Origin of the sequence: Mesorhizobium sp. L-8-10, assembly GCF_016756635.1 — a bacterium.
Lineage (GTDB): Bacteria > Pseudomonadota > Alphaproteobacteria > Rhizobiales > Rhizobiaceae.
This window is the reverse complement of record NZ_AP023263.1, coordinates 2,479,601-2,494,521: the sequence shown is the minus strand read 5'-3', so window position 1 is coordinate 2,494,521 and position 14,921 is coordinate 2,479,601. Positions and strand designations below refer to the sequence as shown.

13 protein-coding genes are annotated in these 14,921 nt (G+C 65.9%); 10 read left to right on the top strand and 3 right to left on the bottom strand.

The window, feature by feature from the left end; translation table 11 throughout:
- The first annotated feature begins 2 nt into the window (after positions 1–2).
- The 6 genes from JN280_RS11715 to JN280_RS11690 all read left to right on the top strand — a co-directional run bounded on the left by JN280_RS11715 (position 3) and on the right by JN280_RS11690 (position 6,552).
- Positions 3–1,718 carry a thiamine pyrophosphate-requiring protein gene (locus JN280_RS11715; RefSeq protein ID WP_202312326.1) on the top strand — a complete coding sequence of 572 codons (1,716 nt, stop codon included), beginning with the start codon at positions 3–5 and terminating at the stop codon, positions 1,716–1,718.
- A gap of 110 nt (positions 1,719–1,828) precedes the next feature.
- Positions 1,829–2,575, top strand: a complete 747-nt coding sequence (locus JN280_RS11710) for an SDR family NAD(P)-dependent oxidoreductase (protein ID WP_202312325.1) — start codon at positions 1,829–1,831, stop codon at positions 2,573–2,575.
- A gap of 103 nt (positions 2,576–2,678) precedes the next feature.
- On the top strand, positions 2,679–3,725 hold the full coding sequence (locus tag JN280_RS11705; protein WP_202312324.1) for a TRAP transporter substrate-binding protein: 1,047 nt from the start codon (positions 2,679–2,681) through the stop codon (positions 3,723–3,725).
- Positions 3,722–4,294 (top strand): TRAP transporter small permease, encoded by a 573-nt coding sequence (locus JN280_RS11700; protein ID WP_244743240.1) that lies wholly within the window; start codon positions 3,722–3,724, stop codon positions 4,292–4,294. The genes JN280_RS11705 and JN280_RS11700 overlap by 4 nt, the downstream gene beginning before the upstream one ends.
- Before the next feature lie 6 nt (positions 4,295–4,300).
- The gene (locus tag JN280_RS11695; protein WP_202312323.1) at positions 4,301–5,623 is read left to right on the top strand and encodes a TRAP transporter large permease; all 1,323 of its coding nucleotides are present in this window, start codon (positions 4,301–4,303) and stop codon (positions 5,621–5,623) included.
- Positions 5,620–6,552, top strand: a complete 933-nt coding sequence (locus JN280_RS11690) for a ketopantoate reductase family protein (protein WP_202312322.1) — start codon at positions 5,620–5,622, stop codon at positions 6,550–6,552. The genes JN280_RS11695 and JN280_RS11690 overlap by 4 nt, the downstream gene beginning before the upstream one ends.
- A gap of 25 nt (positions 6,553–6,577) precedes the next feature.
- Here JN280_RS11690 and JN280_RS11685 read toward each other — a convergent pair whose 3' ends face one another.
- Together JN280_RS11685 and JN280_RS11680 are read right to left on the bottom strand one after the other, a co-directional pair.
- Positions 6,578–8,005 (bottom strand): aldehyde dehydrogenase family protein, encoded by a 1,428-nt coding sequence (locus JN280_RS11685; RefSeq protein WP_202312320.1) that lies wholly within the window; start codon positions 8,003–8,005, stop codon positions 6,578–6,580.
- A gap of 190 nt (positions 8,006–8,195) precedes the next feature.
- Positions 8,196–10,712 (bottom strand): heavy metal translocating P-type ATPase, encoded by a 2,517-nt coding sequence (locus tag JN280_RS11680; RefSeq protein ID WP_202312317.1) that lies wholly within the window; start codon positions 10,710–10,712, stop codon positions 8,196–8,198.
- A 204-nt stretch (positions 10,713–10,916) separates the two neighbouring features.
- Here JN280_RS11680 and JN280_RS11675 point away from each other — a divergent pair, with 204 nt between their 5' ends.
- From JN280_RS11675 to JN280_RS11660, 4 genes are all read left to right on the top strand, one after another.
- Positions 10,917–11,465, top strand: coding sequence for a hypothetical protein (locus tag JN280_RS11675; protein WP_202312315.1), 549 nt, complete (start codon positions 10,917–10,919; stop codon positions 11,463–11,465).
- Positions 11,466–11,753: 288 nt separating this feature from the next.
- Positions 11,754–12,764 carry a tonB-system energizer ExbB gene (gene exbB / locus JN280_RS11670; protein ID WP_202312314.1) on the top strand — a complete coding sequence of 337 codons (1,011 nt, stop codon included), beginning with the start codon at positions 11,754–11,756 and terminating at the stop codon, positions 12,762–12,764.
- A gap of 15 nt (positions 12,765–12,779) precedes the next feature.
- Complete coding sequence (gene exbD / locus JN280_RS11665; RefSeq protein ID WP_202312313.1) at positions 12,780–13,244, top strand: TonB system transport protein ExbD; 465 nt, start codon at positions 12,780–12,782, stop codon at positions 13,242–13,244.
- Complete coding sequence (locus JN280_RS11660) at positions 13,241–14,194, top strand: energy transducer TonB family protein (protein ID WP_202312312.1); 954 nt, start codon at positions 13,241–13,243, stop codon at positions 14,192–14,194. The genes exbD and JN280_RS11660 overlap by 4 nt, the downstream gene beginning before the upstream one ends.
- Before the next feature lies 1 nt (position 14,195).
- On the opposite strand, the gene JN280_RS11655 is transcribed toward JN280_RS11660, so the two are convergent.
- Complete coding sequence (locus JN280_RS11655; RefSeq protein ID WP_202312311.1) at positions 14,196–14,822, bottom strand: TetR/AcrR family transcriptional regulator; 627 nt, start codon at positions 14,820–14,822, stop codon at positions 14,196–14,198.
- Positions 14,823–14,921: the final 99 nt, after the last annotated feature.

Genomic DNA, 14,921 nt, shown 5'->3' with positions numbered 1-14,921 from the left:
CCATGTACACCGCAAGCACGGCCTTTCTCGAAGCGCTCACCGAGGCGGGCGTTACCTATATCTTCGCCAATTTCGGCAGCGACCACCCCGCCTTGTTCGAGGCGATCGCCGAGGCGCGTGCCAAGGGCCGCGAGATACCGGCCGTCATCACATGCCCGAACGAGATGGTGGGCATGAGCGCGGCACACGGCTTCGCGCAGGTCAGCGGCATCCCCCAAGCCGTCGTCGTCCATGTCGAATGCGGCACTCAGGCCCTGGCCGGCGCCGTCCACAATGCCGCCAAGGGCCGCGTGCCGATGCTCGTCTTCGCCGGTTCCTCGCCCTTCACCCAGGGGGGCGAGATGCGCGGCAGCCGCAACGAGTTCATCCAGTGGATCCAGGATGTACCGGACCAGCGCGGCATCGTGCGCGGCTACATGAAATACGACAACGAGTTGCGTACGGGCAAGAACATCAAGCAGATGGTGCATCGCGCCCTGCAATTCGCCAACAGCGCGCCCAAGGGGCCGGTCTATCTGATGGGCGCGCGCGAGGTGATGGAGGAGGAGCTTTCCGAAGCCGTGGCGATCGACATGGCCGAGTGGCCGGCGGTCGAACCCGTCGCCCTGACGCAGGCCGCGGTCGAGCGCCTGCTCGGCGCCTTCGAAGCAGCGGACCGCCCGTTGGTGGTGACCTCCTATCTCGGACGCAATCCGCTGGCCGTCGGCGAACTCGCCCGGTTCTGCGAGGCGCTCGGCGTCGGCGTGCTGGAATCCGTTCCCAACGCCATGAACTTCCCCCATGACCATCCGCTCTATCGCGGCAATCAATGGAATGAGCCGCGCCAGAACGCCGCTCTCGCGGAGGCCGACTGCATCCTGGTCATCGACAGCGACGTTCCCTGGATACCGACGATCAGCCGCCCCGACGACGATGCGGCCATCTTCCACATCGACGTCGACCCGCTGAAGGAGAACATGCCGCTCTGGTACATCCCCGCTCGGCAGGTGATGCGCGGCGACGGCGCGACAGCGCTCGCCCAGCTCAATGCGGCGCTCAGCGCGAGGGCCATCGATGCGGAAGCGGTGGCGCGCCGCAGGCGTCACCATGCCGGCGAAAGCGACAAGCGGCGGCGCGGCCTGGAAGCCCTGGAGAGGGCATCCGCCGGGCTGATCACGCCGGAATATGTGACTGCCTGCGTGCGCCGGCATGTCGACGACGACACCATCGTGCTCAACGAAGGCATCACCAACTATCCCGTGATCTTCAATCACCTGGCGATGACGCGGCCGGGATCGATCTTCACCAGCGGCGGCGGCTCGCTGGGCTGGAACGGCGGGGCCGCGATCGGCGCCAAGCTGGCCGCGCCCGACAAGACGATCGTGGCCATGACGGGCGACGGCTCCTACATGTTCTCGGTGCCGTCCTCGGTCCATTGGATGGCGGGCAAATACGAAACGCCGTTCCTGCAGGTGGTGTTCAACAATCGCGGCTGGAAGGCGCCGCGCTTCTCCGCTCTCGCCGTACATCCGGACGGCTATGCCAGCCGCGCCAACGATCTCGACATCGCCTTCGATCCGCCGCCGGACTATTCGGCAATCGCGGCTGCCTCGGGCGGCGCCTTCGCGCGCAGGGTCGAGAAGATCGAAGAGCTCGAAAGCGCCGTCGCCGAGGCTTTCGAAGTCGTGCGCAGCGGCAAACGCGCGGCCGTTCTGGACGTGTGGCTGCCGCATTTCTGACGCTGGAACCGGGCAGCGCAGGGGATCCGATCAGCCTCTTGTGCGACTGCTCGAAAGATGTTTGATTGCAAACTAGTTTCAAGGCAGGCCGACGGGGAGGAGAGCCGCGCGTGAAGCTGCTGGAAGGCAAGAACTGCATCATCACCGGCGGAGGCGGCAGCATCGGCCGCGCCACCGCCCGGCTGTTCCTCGAGCATGGCGCCAATGTCGTGCTCGTCGATATCGCGGCACCGGCCGGCTTCGAAAAAGAACGGGATCGTGTCGTGACGGTCGAGGCCGACGTCAGCAAGGCTGCCGATGCCGAGCGCTATGTGGCCGCCGCGGTAACGCGCTTCGGCGCGATCGACGTCCTGTTCTGCAACGCCGGCAATTTCGGCACGGTGGCGCCGATCGAGGCCTACCCGGAGGAGGTGTTCGACGCTGTCCAGGCCGTCCATGTGAAGGGCACATTCCTCGCAGCGAAACATGCGGTGCCGCATATCAGGAACGGCGGCTCGATCGTGATCACCTCGAGCGTCGCTGGCACGCGCGGCGACCCAGGCGTTTATGGCTACATCACCGCCAAGCACGCCCAGATCGGCATCATGCGTTGCCTGGCGAAGGAACTGGCGCCGCGCGGCATCAGGGTGAACAGCATCCATCCCGGTCCGATCGACAATTCCTTCCAGAAATCGGTCGAGGACGATCTCGGCAGGATCATCGGCCGCGACGGAACACAGTTCTTCGACGAGATCATCCCGCTCGGCCGCCACGGCACGGCGGAGGAGGTCGCAATGTCCGTCCTTTATCTCGCATCCGACATGAGCAGCTTCACGACCGGCACAATGCTGATGGTCGACGGAGGCATGAGCGTCTAATCTCTGGCGACAGGGATACCTCGGCCAGGGAAGCCGAGAGCAGAAAATATGGCCGCCGCCGGACCAGACACGGCACGGCAGGGATCGCAGGAGGAGAAAGACCATGTTGAAACGCAGACAGTTCCTGAAGGCCGCCGGCGCGGTGGTCGCCGCGCCTGCCCTTATGCGCAGTGCCTTCGCCCAGACGCCTGAAGTCACGTTGAAGCTGCATCACTTCCTGGGCCCCAAGGCGCCCGCGCACACCAAGATGCTGCAGCCCTGGGCCGAGGCGATCGAGAAGGACGCTGGCGGGCGCGTCAAGATCGAGCTCTATCCCTCCATGTCCCTCGGCGGATCGCCGCCCCAGCTCTTCCGCCAGGTGGTCGACGGCGTTGTCGACATCGTGTGGACGGTCAACGGCTATACGCCCGGTCTCTTTCCGCGCTCGGAGATCTTCGAGCTCCCCACCATCTTCACCAACGACATCACGGCCACCAACCTGGCCATGCGCGATCTCTTCGAAAGCCAGCTCGCGCCCGAGTACCAGGATGTCCATGTGCTTTTCATGCACGTCCACGCCGGCCAGGCATTCCACATGGCCAACATTCCGGTCCGCTCGCCCGACGACGTCAAGGGCAAGAAGATCCGTGTGCCCGGTCCGACCGGAAACGCCGTGGTCGAGGCCATGGGCGCGACACCGGTCACGATGCCGGTGCCGGACCTGCCGCAGGCGCTGAGCACAAACGCCGTCGACGGGGCCCTCATCCCATGGGAGATCATTCCCGCGCTGCAACTGCAGGAGTCGACCAAATACCAGATCGAAGGCCCTGACATGACGCGTTTCGGCACTACCACCTTCCAGGTGTCGATGAACAAGGCGCGCTGGGATGCCCTGCCCGACGATCTCAAGGCGGTCTTCGACAAGCACAGCGGCGAGGAATGGGTGAAGGAAGTCGCCAGTATCTGGCGCGCCTCCGACGATTTCGGGATCAAGATGGCCGTCGATGCCGGCAATGAGCACATCGTCCTGACCGAGACCGAAATGGACGCCTTCAATCAGGTGCTGGCACCGGTGGTGGACCGCTGGGTTGCCGAGCACGCCAGCGGCGGCTTCGATGCGGCGGCACTCGCCGACGCGGCGAAGAAGGCGATCGCGGCCCGCAAGTCGTGAGCGCCACGGTTCATCCTGCGGAAGGGGGCAACGAGCCCCCTCCACCTGCCGACCGGGCGCGATGGATCGCTCTGCTCGCGGCCACCATCCGTTTCTGGGCGCTGCTCGGTGGGGTGATCACCCTGGCCCTGTCGGTGATGACCGCGCTTTCGGCGCTCTCCAACATCTTCTTCGCCAGGCCATTCTCGCCCGACCACGAGTTGGTGAAGCATTTCATCGCCATAGCCATCTTCATGTTCCTGCCCTACTGCCAGCTGACCGGCTCGAACGTCACCGTCGACATCTTCACCGAAGGGATGAGCGAGCGCGGCAAGTCGGCCATGGCCGCCTTCTCGTCGCTGTTCGCGCTCGCCTTCTCGCTGCTGATGCTGCGGCAGATGTATCTGGGCTTCTTCAGCTATCTGCGCTTTCCCGAAGTGACGCCCGTGCTGAAGCTGCCCTTGTGGACCGCCTTTCCGCCCATCCTGGTGTCGCTGGCGCTGCTCGCCGCCGCCGCGCTCATCACGCTGCTTGAAGGCTGGCGGGGCATCCGTTCCGGCCGGCCGTCCAACCCCGTTCCCAACGAGTAGGCCCCGATGTTCGACGCCTTCGCCATCGGCATTGCCGGCCTCATTTGCCTTCTGGCCCTGATCGCCGTCAGGGTACCGATCGCCTACACGATGATCCTTGTGGGCTTTGTCGGGATCATCCTGCAATCCGGTCCGACCGTGCTGATGAACCAGCTCAAGGACCTCGCTTATTCGCAGTTCTCGAACTACGATCTCTCCGTCCTGCCGATGTTCATCCTGATGGGCGGCCTCGCCTCGCGCTGCGGCCTGTCGCGCGACCTCTTTCGCGGCGCCAATGCCTGGCTCGGCCGCTTCCGCGGCGGCGTCGCCATGGCGGCGGTCGCGGCCTGCGGCGGCTTCGGCGCGGTGTGCGGTTCGTCCACGGCGACGGCCTCGACGATGGGCCAGGTCGCCCTGCCGGAACTCAAGCGCTACAATTACTCCCCCGCGCTCGCCACCGGCACGATCGCCGCGGGAGGCACGCTCGGCATCCTGATACCGCCCTCGGTGGTGCTCATCGTCTATGCCATCATAGTCGAGGCGAATGTCGTGACGATGTTCGCCGCCGCCCTGATCCCCGGCATACTGGCGACGCTGCTGTTCATGCTGACGGTGGCGATCTATGTGCGGCTGGTGCCGGGTTCGGGCCCGGAAGGGAAAGCCGTGACGCGGGACGAACTGCTTGCCGCAACGCTCGCGGTGATCCCGGTCGCCGTCGTATTCGGCATCGTCATCGGCGGCATCTATGCCGGTATCTACAATCCGACCGCGGCCGCGGCAATCGGCGTGTTCCTGGTCACCGCCTATGGCCTCGTCATGCGCCGGCTGACCCTCGCGGGCATGGGCGACGCGTTGCTCGAGACGGCACGAACGAGCGGCATGATCTTCCTGATCCTGCTTGGCGCCGAGTTGCTCAAGATCTTCATGGCCCGCGCCGGCGTCCCGCAGGCCGCCGCTGAGCTGCTGCAGGGCAGCGGCCTGTCGCCGATGGCCATATTGATCCTCGTCATCATACTCTATCTGATCCTTGGCTGTCTGATGGACAGCCTGTCCATGGTGATCCTGACGGTGCCCTTCTTCTGGCCGGTCGTGGCCGGGCTGGACTACGGCCTCGATCCCGGTGACCTCAAGATCTGGTTCGGCATCGTCATACTGATCGTCGTCGAGCTCGGACTGATCACGCCGCCGATCGGGCTCAACGTCTTCATCATCAACGCGCAGGCGCCCGACGTGCCGATGCGGCAGACCTTCAAGGGCGTGATGCCGTTCTTCGGCGCCGAAGTATTCCGCATCGCCCTGCTCGTCGCCTTTCCCGCAATCACGCTGTTCCTTCCGAAGCTGCTGCAATGACCGCCGAACCGCTTCGCATCGCGGTCCTGGGCGCCGGCGCCATGGGATCGTTCTTCGGCGCCCGCCTGAAATCCGGCGGCGCCGCGGTCACGCTGATCGACGTGAACCGGCAGCATATCGACGCCGTCACGGCGAACGGGCTGCGCGTCGACACGGATGCGGGCACCGAGATCGCATGGCTTCCCGCCGCCACGCCCGATGCGGTGCACGATCGGTTCGACGTGCTGCTGGTATTCACCAAGACGATGCACACGCGAAGCGCACTCACCGGCGCCATGCATCTGATCGGACCGGAGACCGTGCTGCTCAGCCTTCAGAACGGGCTCGGCAATAAAGAGATCCTGCTCGGCTTCGCCGAGGCGTCCCGCGTCTTGATCGGCATGACGTCCTATCCCGCCGACATGATCGGCCCCGGCCATGTCGGCTCGCATGGCGACGGCAAGATACGCTTCTGGACGAGCGACGGCTCCGATGCGCCTCAACTCGGCACGATCGCGGCGGCCTTCCTCGCCGGGGGGCTCGACTGCCTCACCGACGACACGGTCCAGGTCGCCATCTGGGAGAAGGTCGCGTTCAACGCCGCGCTCAACTCCATCGCCGCGGTCACGCATGCCACGGTCGGCCAGATCGGCCGCCTTCCGGAGGCACGCAAGCTTGCCCACAGGATTGCCGGCGAAGTGGTGATCGTGGCCAATGCAGCCGGCATACCAGCGGACGCCAAAGCCGTTCACGACCTCGTCGACCATGCGCTCGACACGCATCTCGACCACAAGCCGTCCATGCTGCAGGACGTGCTCGCGGGACGGAGAACCGAGATCGACGCGATTGCCGGCGCAGTGGTGCGGCAGGCGGGCGTGCTCGGCATTCCCGTTCCCGCCACCGAGGCGCTGCGCACCCTGGTGCTTCTGGCGACGGAAGGGCGCGCATAGTCTCGCGCGGGAAGGCGTCGGGCAGCTAGACCCCGTAGCCCACGATGCCCTTGATCTCGATAAAGTCGTGGATGCCCCAGTCGGCATATTCGCGGCCGTTGCCCGACTGCTTATAGCCACCAAAAGGCGCGAAAGTGTCCCAGTCGGGATAGTTGATGGACACCTGGCCGGCGCGCAGGCGGCTGGCGACGTCGCGCGCGTGGCCGATATCCCGGGACTGCACATAGGCAGCAAGTCCATAGACCGTGTCGTTGGCGATACGGACCGCGTCTTCCTCGTCCTTGTATGAGATCACCGACAGCACCGGACCGAAAATCTCCTCGCGGGCGATCGTCATGTCTGGCGAGACATGGCCGAACACGGTCGGCCTGACATAGTAGCCCCGGTTCAGACCTTCCGGCCGGCCGGGGCCGCCGGTCACCAGCGTGGCGCCTTCGGAAATCCCAGCCTCGATCAAACGCTGGATCTTGTCATATTGGATCTGGCTGACGACCGGCCCGAGCACCGTGCCTTCGCCATGGGGGTTGCCGACCTTGTGCGCTTCGGCGGCCACCTTGGCGATCGCCAGGGCCTCGTCATGGCGGGCGGCCGGCACCAGCATCCGGGTCGGCGCGTCGCAGGACTGGCCGCTGTTGCCGAAGCAGCCTTCGACGCCCTTGGTGACGGCGGTGGCGAACTCGGCGTCGGGCAGGATGATGTTGGCGGACTTGCCGCCGAGTTCCTGCGCGACCCGCTTCACCGTGTCGGCCGCCGTCTTGGCGACGATGATGCCCGCCCGGGTCGAGCCGGTGAAGGAGACCATGTCGACATCCGGGTGGCCGGCCATTACCTGGCCGACATCGGGACCGGTGCCGTTGACCAGGTTGAACACGCCCCTGGGCACGCCGGCCGCGTCCATGGCCTCGGCGAAGATGATGCCGCTGATCGGCGCGATCTCGCTCGGCTTGAGCACCACCGTGCAGCCGGCGGCGATTGCCGGCGCCACCTTGCAGACGATCTGGTTGAGCGGCCAGTTCCAGGGCGTGATCAGCGCACAGACGCCGATCGGTTCCTTGACGACCATGGTCGAGCCGCGCTGGTGGCTGAATTCGTAGGTCTCGAAGGCCTTGATCGTCGCTTCGAAATGGGCCTGGCCGGCCCAGGCCTGGGCGCCGCGTGCCCAGCCGATCGGCGCGCCCATCTCCTGCGACACGGCCTGGGCGATGTCCTCGTAGCGATCGTTGTAGGCGGCGAGCATGCGCTTCAGCAGAGCGAGGCGCTCGGCATGCGACGTGCGGGAAAAGCTGTCGAAAGCCGCGCGTGCCGCCGCCACGGCCTTGTCGACATCGGCCTTCGAGCCGATCGAGATCTCCGTATAGGCTTCCTCATTCGACGGATCGATCACCGGGAGCTTCGCCGGCACTACCGGCGCGACCCACTTTCCGTCGATGTAGAAGTTCAGGTGATTGTTCATGCCGTTTCCTCCCCCGGGCGAGGTCTTCTGGTTCCGGCGGGAACTATGACCCGCAATGATTTCGATCGAAAGCCGGACAAGCGCCACGCTGCATCGAAAAAGCGGCGCTTGTCACAAGGGCAAATGGCGATGCGTCGAGACGGCCGTCCGGCAGACAGCTTTTCATAGGCCATGCGACGATCCGGCGCGGCTAAAGCTTCAGCGCCCTCAGCCGCAGAGCATTGCCGACGACGGAGACCGAGGACAGGCTCATCGCGGCCGCCGCGATCATCGGCGACAGCAGCATGCCCGTCAGCGGATAGAGCACTCCAGCCGCCACGGGCACACCGAGCGCATTGTAGGCGAAGGCGAAGAAGAGGTTCTGCTTGATGTTGCCGATGGTCGCTTCGGCCAGCCTGCGTGCCCGGACGATGCCGTTGAGGTCGCCCTTCACAAGGGTGATGCCGGCGCTCTCCACGGCAACATCGGCGCCGGTGCCCATGGCGATGCCCACTTCGGCGGCGGCCAGCGCCGGCGCATCGTTGACGCCGTCGCCGGCCATGGCCACCTTTGCGCCCCTGGCATGCAGCTCTTCGATCAGCGCCTTCTTGCCCTCCGGCAGCATGTCGGCGCGGATCTCGTCGATGCCGAGCTTCTGCGCGACGGCGCGCGCCGTCTTCTCGTTGTCGCCGGTCGCCATGATGATGCGCAGACCGGTTTCATGCAGCACGCGGATCGCCTCGGCCGTCGTAGGCTTGACCGGGTCGGCGACGGCGACGATGCCTGCAAGCCTGCCGTCGACGGCGACGAACATCGCGGTCCTGCCTTCGGCGCGCAACTCGTCGGCGCGGGCGGCGGCCTGCTTCGCGTCGAGACCCAGTTCCTCCATCATCGCCCGGTTGCCGAGCGCGACGGCGCGACCTGAAATCGTGCCAGAGACACCCTTGCCGGTGACGGCTTCGAAGCCTTCGGCATCGGCGAGCGCAACGCCACGCTCCTTCGCGCCTTCCACGATCGCCTCGGCCAGCGGGTGTTCCGAGCCCTTTTCGAGCGATGCGGCCAAGGCCAGCAGACCGGCCTCGTCGATGCCCTCGAGAGCGACGACGTCGGTCAGCTTCGGCTTTCCTTCGGTCAAGGTGCCGGTCTTGTCCACGATCAGCGTGTCAACCTTGGCGAAACGCTCCAGCGCTTCGGCATCCTTGATGAGAACGCCGGCCTGCGCGCCGCGCCCGGTTGCGGTCATGATCGACATGGGCGTGGCGAGGCCGAGCGCGCAAGGGCAGGCGATGATGAGCACCGAGACAGCCGAGACGATGGCGAAGATCATGCTCGGCTCCGGCCCGGCGAGCGCCCAGACGAGGAATGAGACGATCGCAATGAGCACCACGGTCGGCACGAAATAGAAGGACACCCGGTCGGCCAGTCCCTGGATGGGCGCGCGGCTGCGTTGCGCCCTGGCGACCATCTCGACGATCTGCGACAGCATCGTCTCGGCGCCGACACGCTCGGCGGTCATGACCAGCGTGCCGTTCTTGTTGAGCGTGCCGCCCGTGACCTTGTCGCCGACACTCTTCTCGACCGGCAACGGCTCGCCCGTGATCATGGATTCGTCGACCGAGGACCGTCCCTCCGCGACGACGCCGTCGACGGGAATGCCGTCGCCGGGCCGCACGCGCAGCCTGTCTCCTTGCTTCACGGCATCGAGCGGAACGTCGGCCTCCGAACCGTCGGCGGCGATCAGGCGCGCCGTCTTCGGCGCGAGATCGAGGAGCGCTCGGATCGCCGAGCCGGTGCGCTCGCGCGCCCTCAGTTCCAGCACCTGGCCCAGGAAGACCAGCGCCACGATGACCGCGGCCGCCTCGAAATAGACCGGCACCGAGCCGCCATGACCACGGAAGGAATGCGGGAAGATGTCGGGAAAAATAGTCGCGACCACGCTGTAGACATAGGCTGCGCCGACGCCGAGCGAGATGAGCGTCCACATATTCGGGCTGCGGTTGAGGATGGAATCCCAGCCGCGCCGGAAGAACGGCGTGGCGGCCCACAACACGACCGGCGTGGCCAGGACGAGTTCGATCCATGCCGCCACGCGCTCGCCGATCCAGTCGCGGACCGGCAGGCCGAACATAGGCCCCATGGCGATGACGAGCAGCGGAATGGAATGGACCGCGCTCACCCGGAAACGACGGGTGAAGTCGACCAGTTCGGGGTTCGGGCCCTCGTCCCCGCTTGGCACGCCCATCGGCTCCAGTGCCATGCCGCAGATCGGGCAGGCTCCGGGCTTGTCCCGGATGATCTCGGGATGCATCGGGCAGGTATATTGCGTGCCCTTCGGCATGGTTGCGGGTGCAGAGCGTTCGCCGCTATATTTCTGCGGATCGGCCTCGAACTTTCCCTGGCAGGACGGCGAGCAGAAATACTGGCCCTTGCCCTCGTGGCGCAGGAAGTAACGCGCGCCGGCGCGATCCACCTTCATGCCGCAGACAGGGTCGGTCGCCTGCAGATAGGCGTCTGGTTCCTTCACGAACTTCTCGCGGCAGGATGCGCTGCAGAAATGATAGATATGCCCGCCATGGGTGACTGTCGGCTTGCCGGCGGCCGGATCGACCGTCATGCCGCAAACCGGGTCGCGGACGATCTGCCCGACGTCCGCCGCCTGGCCGGCGCCGTGGCCGTGACGGGCATGGTCCGCATGATCGTGATGGGCATGTTTCTCATGATCGGGCATGGTTTGGTCCCTGCTCGGTTCTTCTGTTCAGCCTGGAGATAGGGCTTCCGGCAACTGGAAGGTCAAGGGTTGAAACGAAAGCGCTGGTGCCACGTGGCATCACAAGAACAGCTTGCACGGGAATAACTCCGCAGATACAACCACATCATTCCCGAAAACCGTTGCGGCTCGAGGTGCACGATGGAATCTGGCGGATCAAAGACGATGCGCCGTCTTCTTGCGGTACCGTACGGATGTGCTCGGAAAGGCAGGGCCTTCCAGCGCCTGCTGCTCCTCGTAACGGTGCTCGCCTCGATTTTCCTGGCAAGCCATCAAACTCAAGCTGAGGAAGCCGAGCGTGACATTTTCTCGGAGCTTTTGACCGACAAAACCGTGAAGACGACGCTTGATGGCATGCTCGCCACCTTACCATCCGCGCAATGCGCGCCTGGCCAGGCCTGCGCTCCGGCATCGCCGGAGGAAATCGCGACCCCGCCGGTATCGGTCGAGCAGGCGCGCGGAGCGATCCGGGCCGGCTTCATCTCCGGACTTGCGGAATGGTGCGGTCTGGACTGGCAAGGCCGGGTGTTCCAGCCCTTGATCGACTCGTACCGGAATGTCGACCGGCTGGAGCCACGCATCGTGACGATGCTCACCCTTCTTCATGGCTACGGGCAGGGCCAAATGGTGGAGAGCATGAAGACACAGCAATGCTCCGCGGCACAGCGCGATTCCATCGATTCACTGGTGTCCTCCGTGGGCGACGCACGCTGAATCTCGGAGCCGTCAGAGCGACAGTCCGGCGGCATTTATACGCTGCAACGAATGGCGCAGCCGAGCCATGTCGGCATCCGCAGCCCGCGGATGGACGAGACCCAGCCTCGGTCGGAGGTGCCATGACGTCCTTGCCTCTGCAGCGCGCCGCCAAATTCATGACAAAAAAAGTCATGAAAACTCTTGCCCGTGCAGGTCACCCGGCCTAAAGCACGGTTCTATCACCCTGGCCTATCTGAACGGCCGGCCGACGATTGCCGAAGGCAACGATCCCGGAGAGGATGACCGATGTTGAGAACAAGGCGGCTTGCAGGACTGGTCGGGCTGCTGGGATTGTGTGCCCTCGCCACCATCGCCCCTGCACAGGAACAAGCCCCGCCCGCCGCTGCCCAACAGGGCAGCGCGCCGACGATGGCAGCACCCGCGACGCCAACGCCGACCACGGCGGCGCCCACCACGACAGCACCGGCCCATCTCCCCGACGGCAACTCCGCCCCCGAAGGCAACCCTGCTCCGCTCGAATTGCAGCCGGTCGCGCCGAGCGGCTCCGCGCCTGCCCCGATCGCCCCGGCGCCCATGCCGGAAACGACGCTGCCGCACGACCTTTCGCCCTGGGGCATGTTCATGGCCGCCGACCTGGTCGTGAAGGCGGTGATGATCGGCCTTGCCTTTGCGTCCCTCGTCACCTGGACCGTCTGGCTGGCGAAGTCGCTTGAGCTAGCCGGAGCGAAGGTCCGCGCGCAGCGCGCCGTCCGCGCGATTTCCGAAGCCGCCAGCCTCGCCGACGCCGGCAAGGTGTTGGGCAATGCCGGCGGCCCGGGTGCGCTGCTCGTGCGGGCCGCAGGTGAAGAGGTCGCGATGTCGGAGGGCATTTCCGGCAAGGGCGACGGCCTCAAGGAACGCGTCGCCTCGCGCCTTGCCAGGATCGAGGCAGCCGCCGGGCGACGCATGTCGCGCGGCACGGGCGTGCTCGCCACCATCGGCTCGACGGCGCCCTTCGTCGGCCTGTTCGGCACCGTCTGGGGAATCATGAATTCCTTCATCGGCATCAGCAAGGCGCAGACCACCAATCTCGCCGTGGTAGCGCCCGGCATCGCCGAGGCGCTGCTCGCTACCGCCATCGGCCTGGTCGCCGCCATCCCGGCCGTCGTGATCTACAACGTCTTCGCGCGCTCCATCACCGGCTATCGCCAGGTCCTGGCGGACGCATCGGCCGGCGTCGAGCGGCTCGTGAGCCGGGATCTCGACATCAGCGCGGTCGCGCACGCCGCGCGCCGGCAACCGCTCGCGGCCGAGTAACGGGACGGCTCCGACATGGCGAGCAGAATCCGCGAAAATACCGGCGACGATCTCGAGGAGAACCACGAGATCAACGTCACGCCCTTCATCGACGTGATGCTTGTGCTGCTCATCATCTTCATGGTGGCGGCGCCGCTGGCGACCGTCGACGTCAATGTCGACCTTCCCGGCTCGACCGCCAACCCTTCCCCCCGGCCCGAGCAGCCCTTGTTCCTCACGCTGAAGAGCGATCTCAGTCTCGCCCTGGGCAACGACACGGTGGAGCGGGCATCCTTCGCCACCACCCTTGACGGCCGCACCAGCGGCAACAAGGAAACCCGTATCTTCCTGCGCGCCGACAAGGCGGTGGGCTACGGCGACCTGATGGAGGTCATGAATCTCCTGCGCGGCGCCGGCTACCTCAAGATCGCCCTGGTCGGGCTCGAGACGATGACGCCGGGCGTACCAACCGCTGCACCGCCGCCGGGAGCGGCCCAATGAGCATCGCGGCCTCCGCGCCCAGCACGCAGCTCATGCGCCTCACCCGGCGCGATGCCATGTTGTGGGGCGCGGCGGGCGCGACGGTGCTGGCGATCCATATCGCGATCGGTTTCGGCGCGCATATGCTGCGGCCGGCCGACTCCGACGGCGGCCCTCCGCCCGCTTTGATGATCGAGCTTGCCCCGCTTCCGGTCGCGCCGGCGGTCCAGGAAGATGCCTTCGTACCCGACCAGGTGCCTGCCGAGCAGGCCGACCCGGTCGAGGAGACGCAGGAGGTGTCGGAACTCGAGCCGGAGCCGATCGAAGAGACCGAGCCCGTCGAAGAGGTGCAGGAAAAGCCTGCCGAGGCCGTCGAAGAGGTCGAACTGGCGAAGGTCGAGCCGGTGGAACAGCAGGAGCCGCTCGACGAGGTCATTCCCGACGTGGTCGAGGCGGAAACCCCTGAGGTCGCCGTTCCCCTGCCCGAGCCGCGCCCGGTGATCGAGGAAGAGAAGGCAGAGAAGCCGAAGAAGCCGGTCGAGAAGCCGCGTCCGCAGAAGAAGGAAAAGGCGGAGAAGAAGGAACCGGCGGCCAAGCCGACGATGGCGGCGAAGGTCGAGGCGCCGACCGCACCGAGGGCGGCGGCGCAGAAGAGTACGCAAGGCGTTTCGTCGCCCCGCGTCAGTCCCGCCAAATGGCATTCGCGCGTCGTTGCCTGGCTGAAGCGCCACCAGCGTTATCCGAGCCGTGCCAAGGCCAGGGGCGAACAGGGCACCGTGCGTGTTGCCTTTACAGTCGACCCCGGCGGCCGCGTAACCTCGTCGCGGGTGACGCGCTCCTCCGGCAATCCGGAACTCGACAAGGCCGCGCTCGATATGCTGCGCCGCGCCTCGCCGGTGCCGGCGCCGCCCAAGGAACTCGCCAAGGCCAGCATACCCCTGGCGCTGCCGGTCACGTTCGACCTCCGCTAGCCTACGGCCGGCGGGCGCCGCGCGCCACCACGCCGTCGCAGAATGCCTCGACGATGAAGGTGATCTGTGCCGCGATCTCGGCCGGCGGAACCGCCATGAAACGCCGGGCGAGGCCGAGGCTGACAATGCCGTGCACAGCGGAGAACAGCGACCGGGCGAGAAGATCCAGCCGCTGCTCCGAAGCGCCGGGCAGAAGAACGCGCAGCGGCTTCACGATGTGGCCGATCAGACGGACATGCTCGTCGATCTGCCATTGCGGCAGTTCCTTGCCCGCGCGGAAGCCGAGTTCGAAGATCGCCGACCACAGTTTGGGATGCGCCGTGACGAAGTGGAAATAGGTGAGGCCGAGCGTCACCAGTCCGCGCTTGGGGTCACGTCTGACGCCTTCGTCCGAGAAGGCGCGCGCGACCGCCGCCTCCAACCCAGCCAGGGTGCGCGCGTTCACCGCCGTTACCAGCGCATCCATGTCCTTGAAGATGTTGTAAATCGCGCCCAGGGCACAGCCCGCCTCGCCGGCAACGTCGCGCGCGGTGAGCGCGGCGTAGCCATCATTCGCGATCCGGCTTTCAGCGATCGCAATCAGCTTCTGCCTCAGCTGTTCGCGGCGCTCCTCGGTCTTGCTCGCCATGATCGGTTCCCTGTTTGCCGCTTTTTTGGGATTCGCCACAATTTGAACACTGTTCACAATGATCGTGAACAGTGTTCATGACACTAGATGGCATGGACT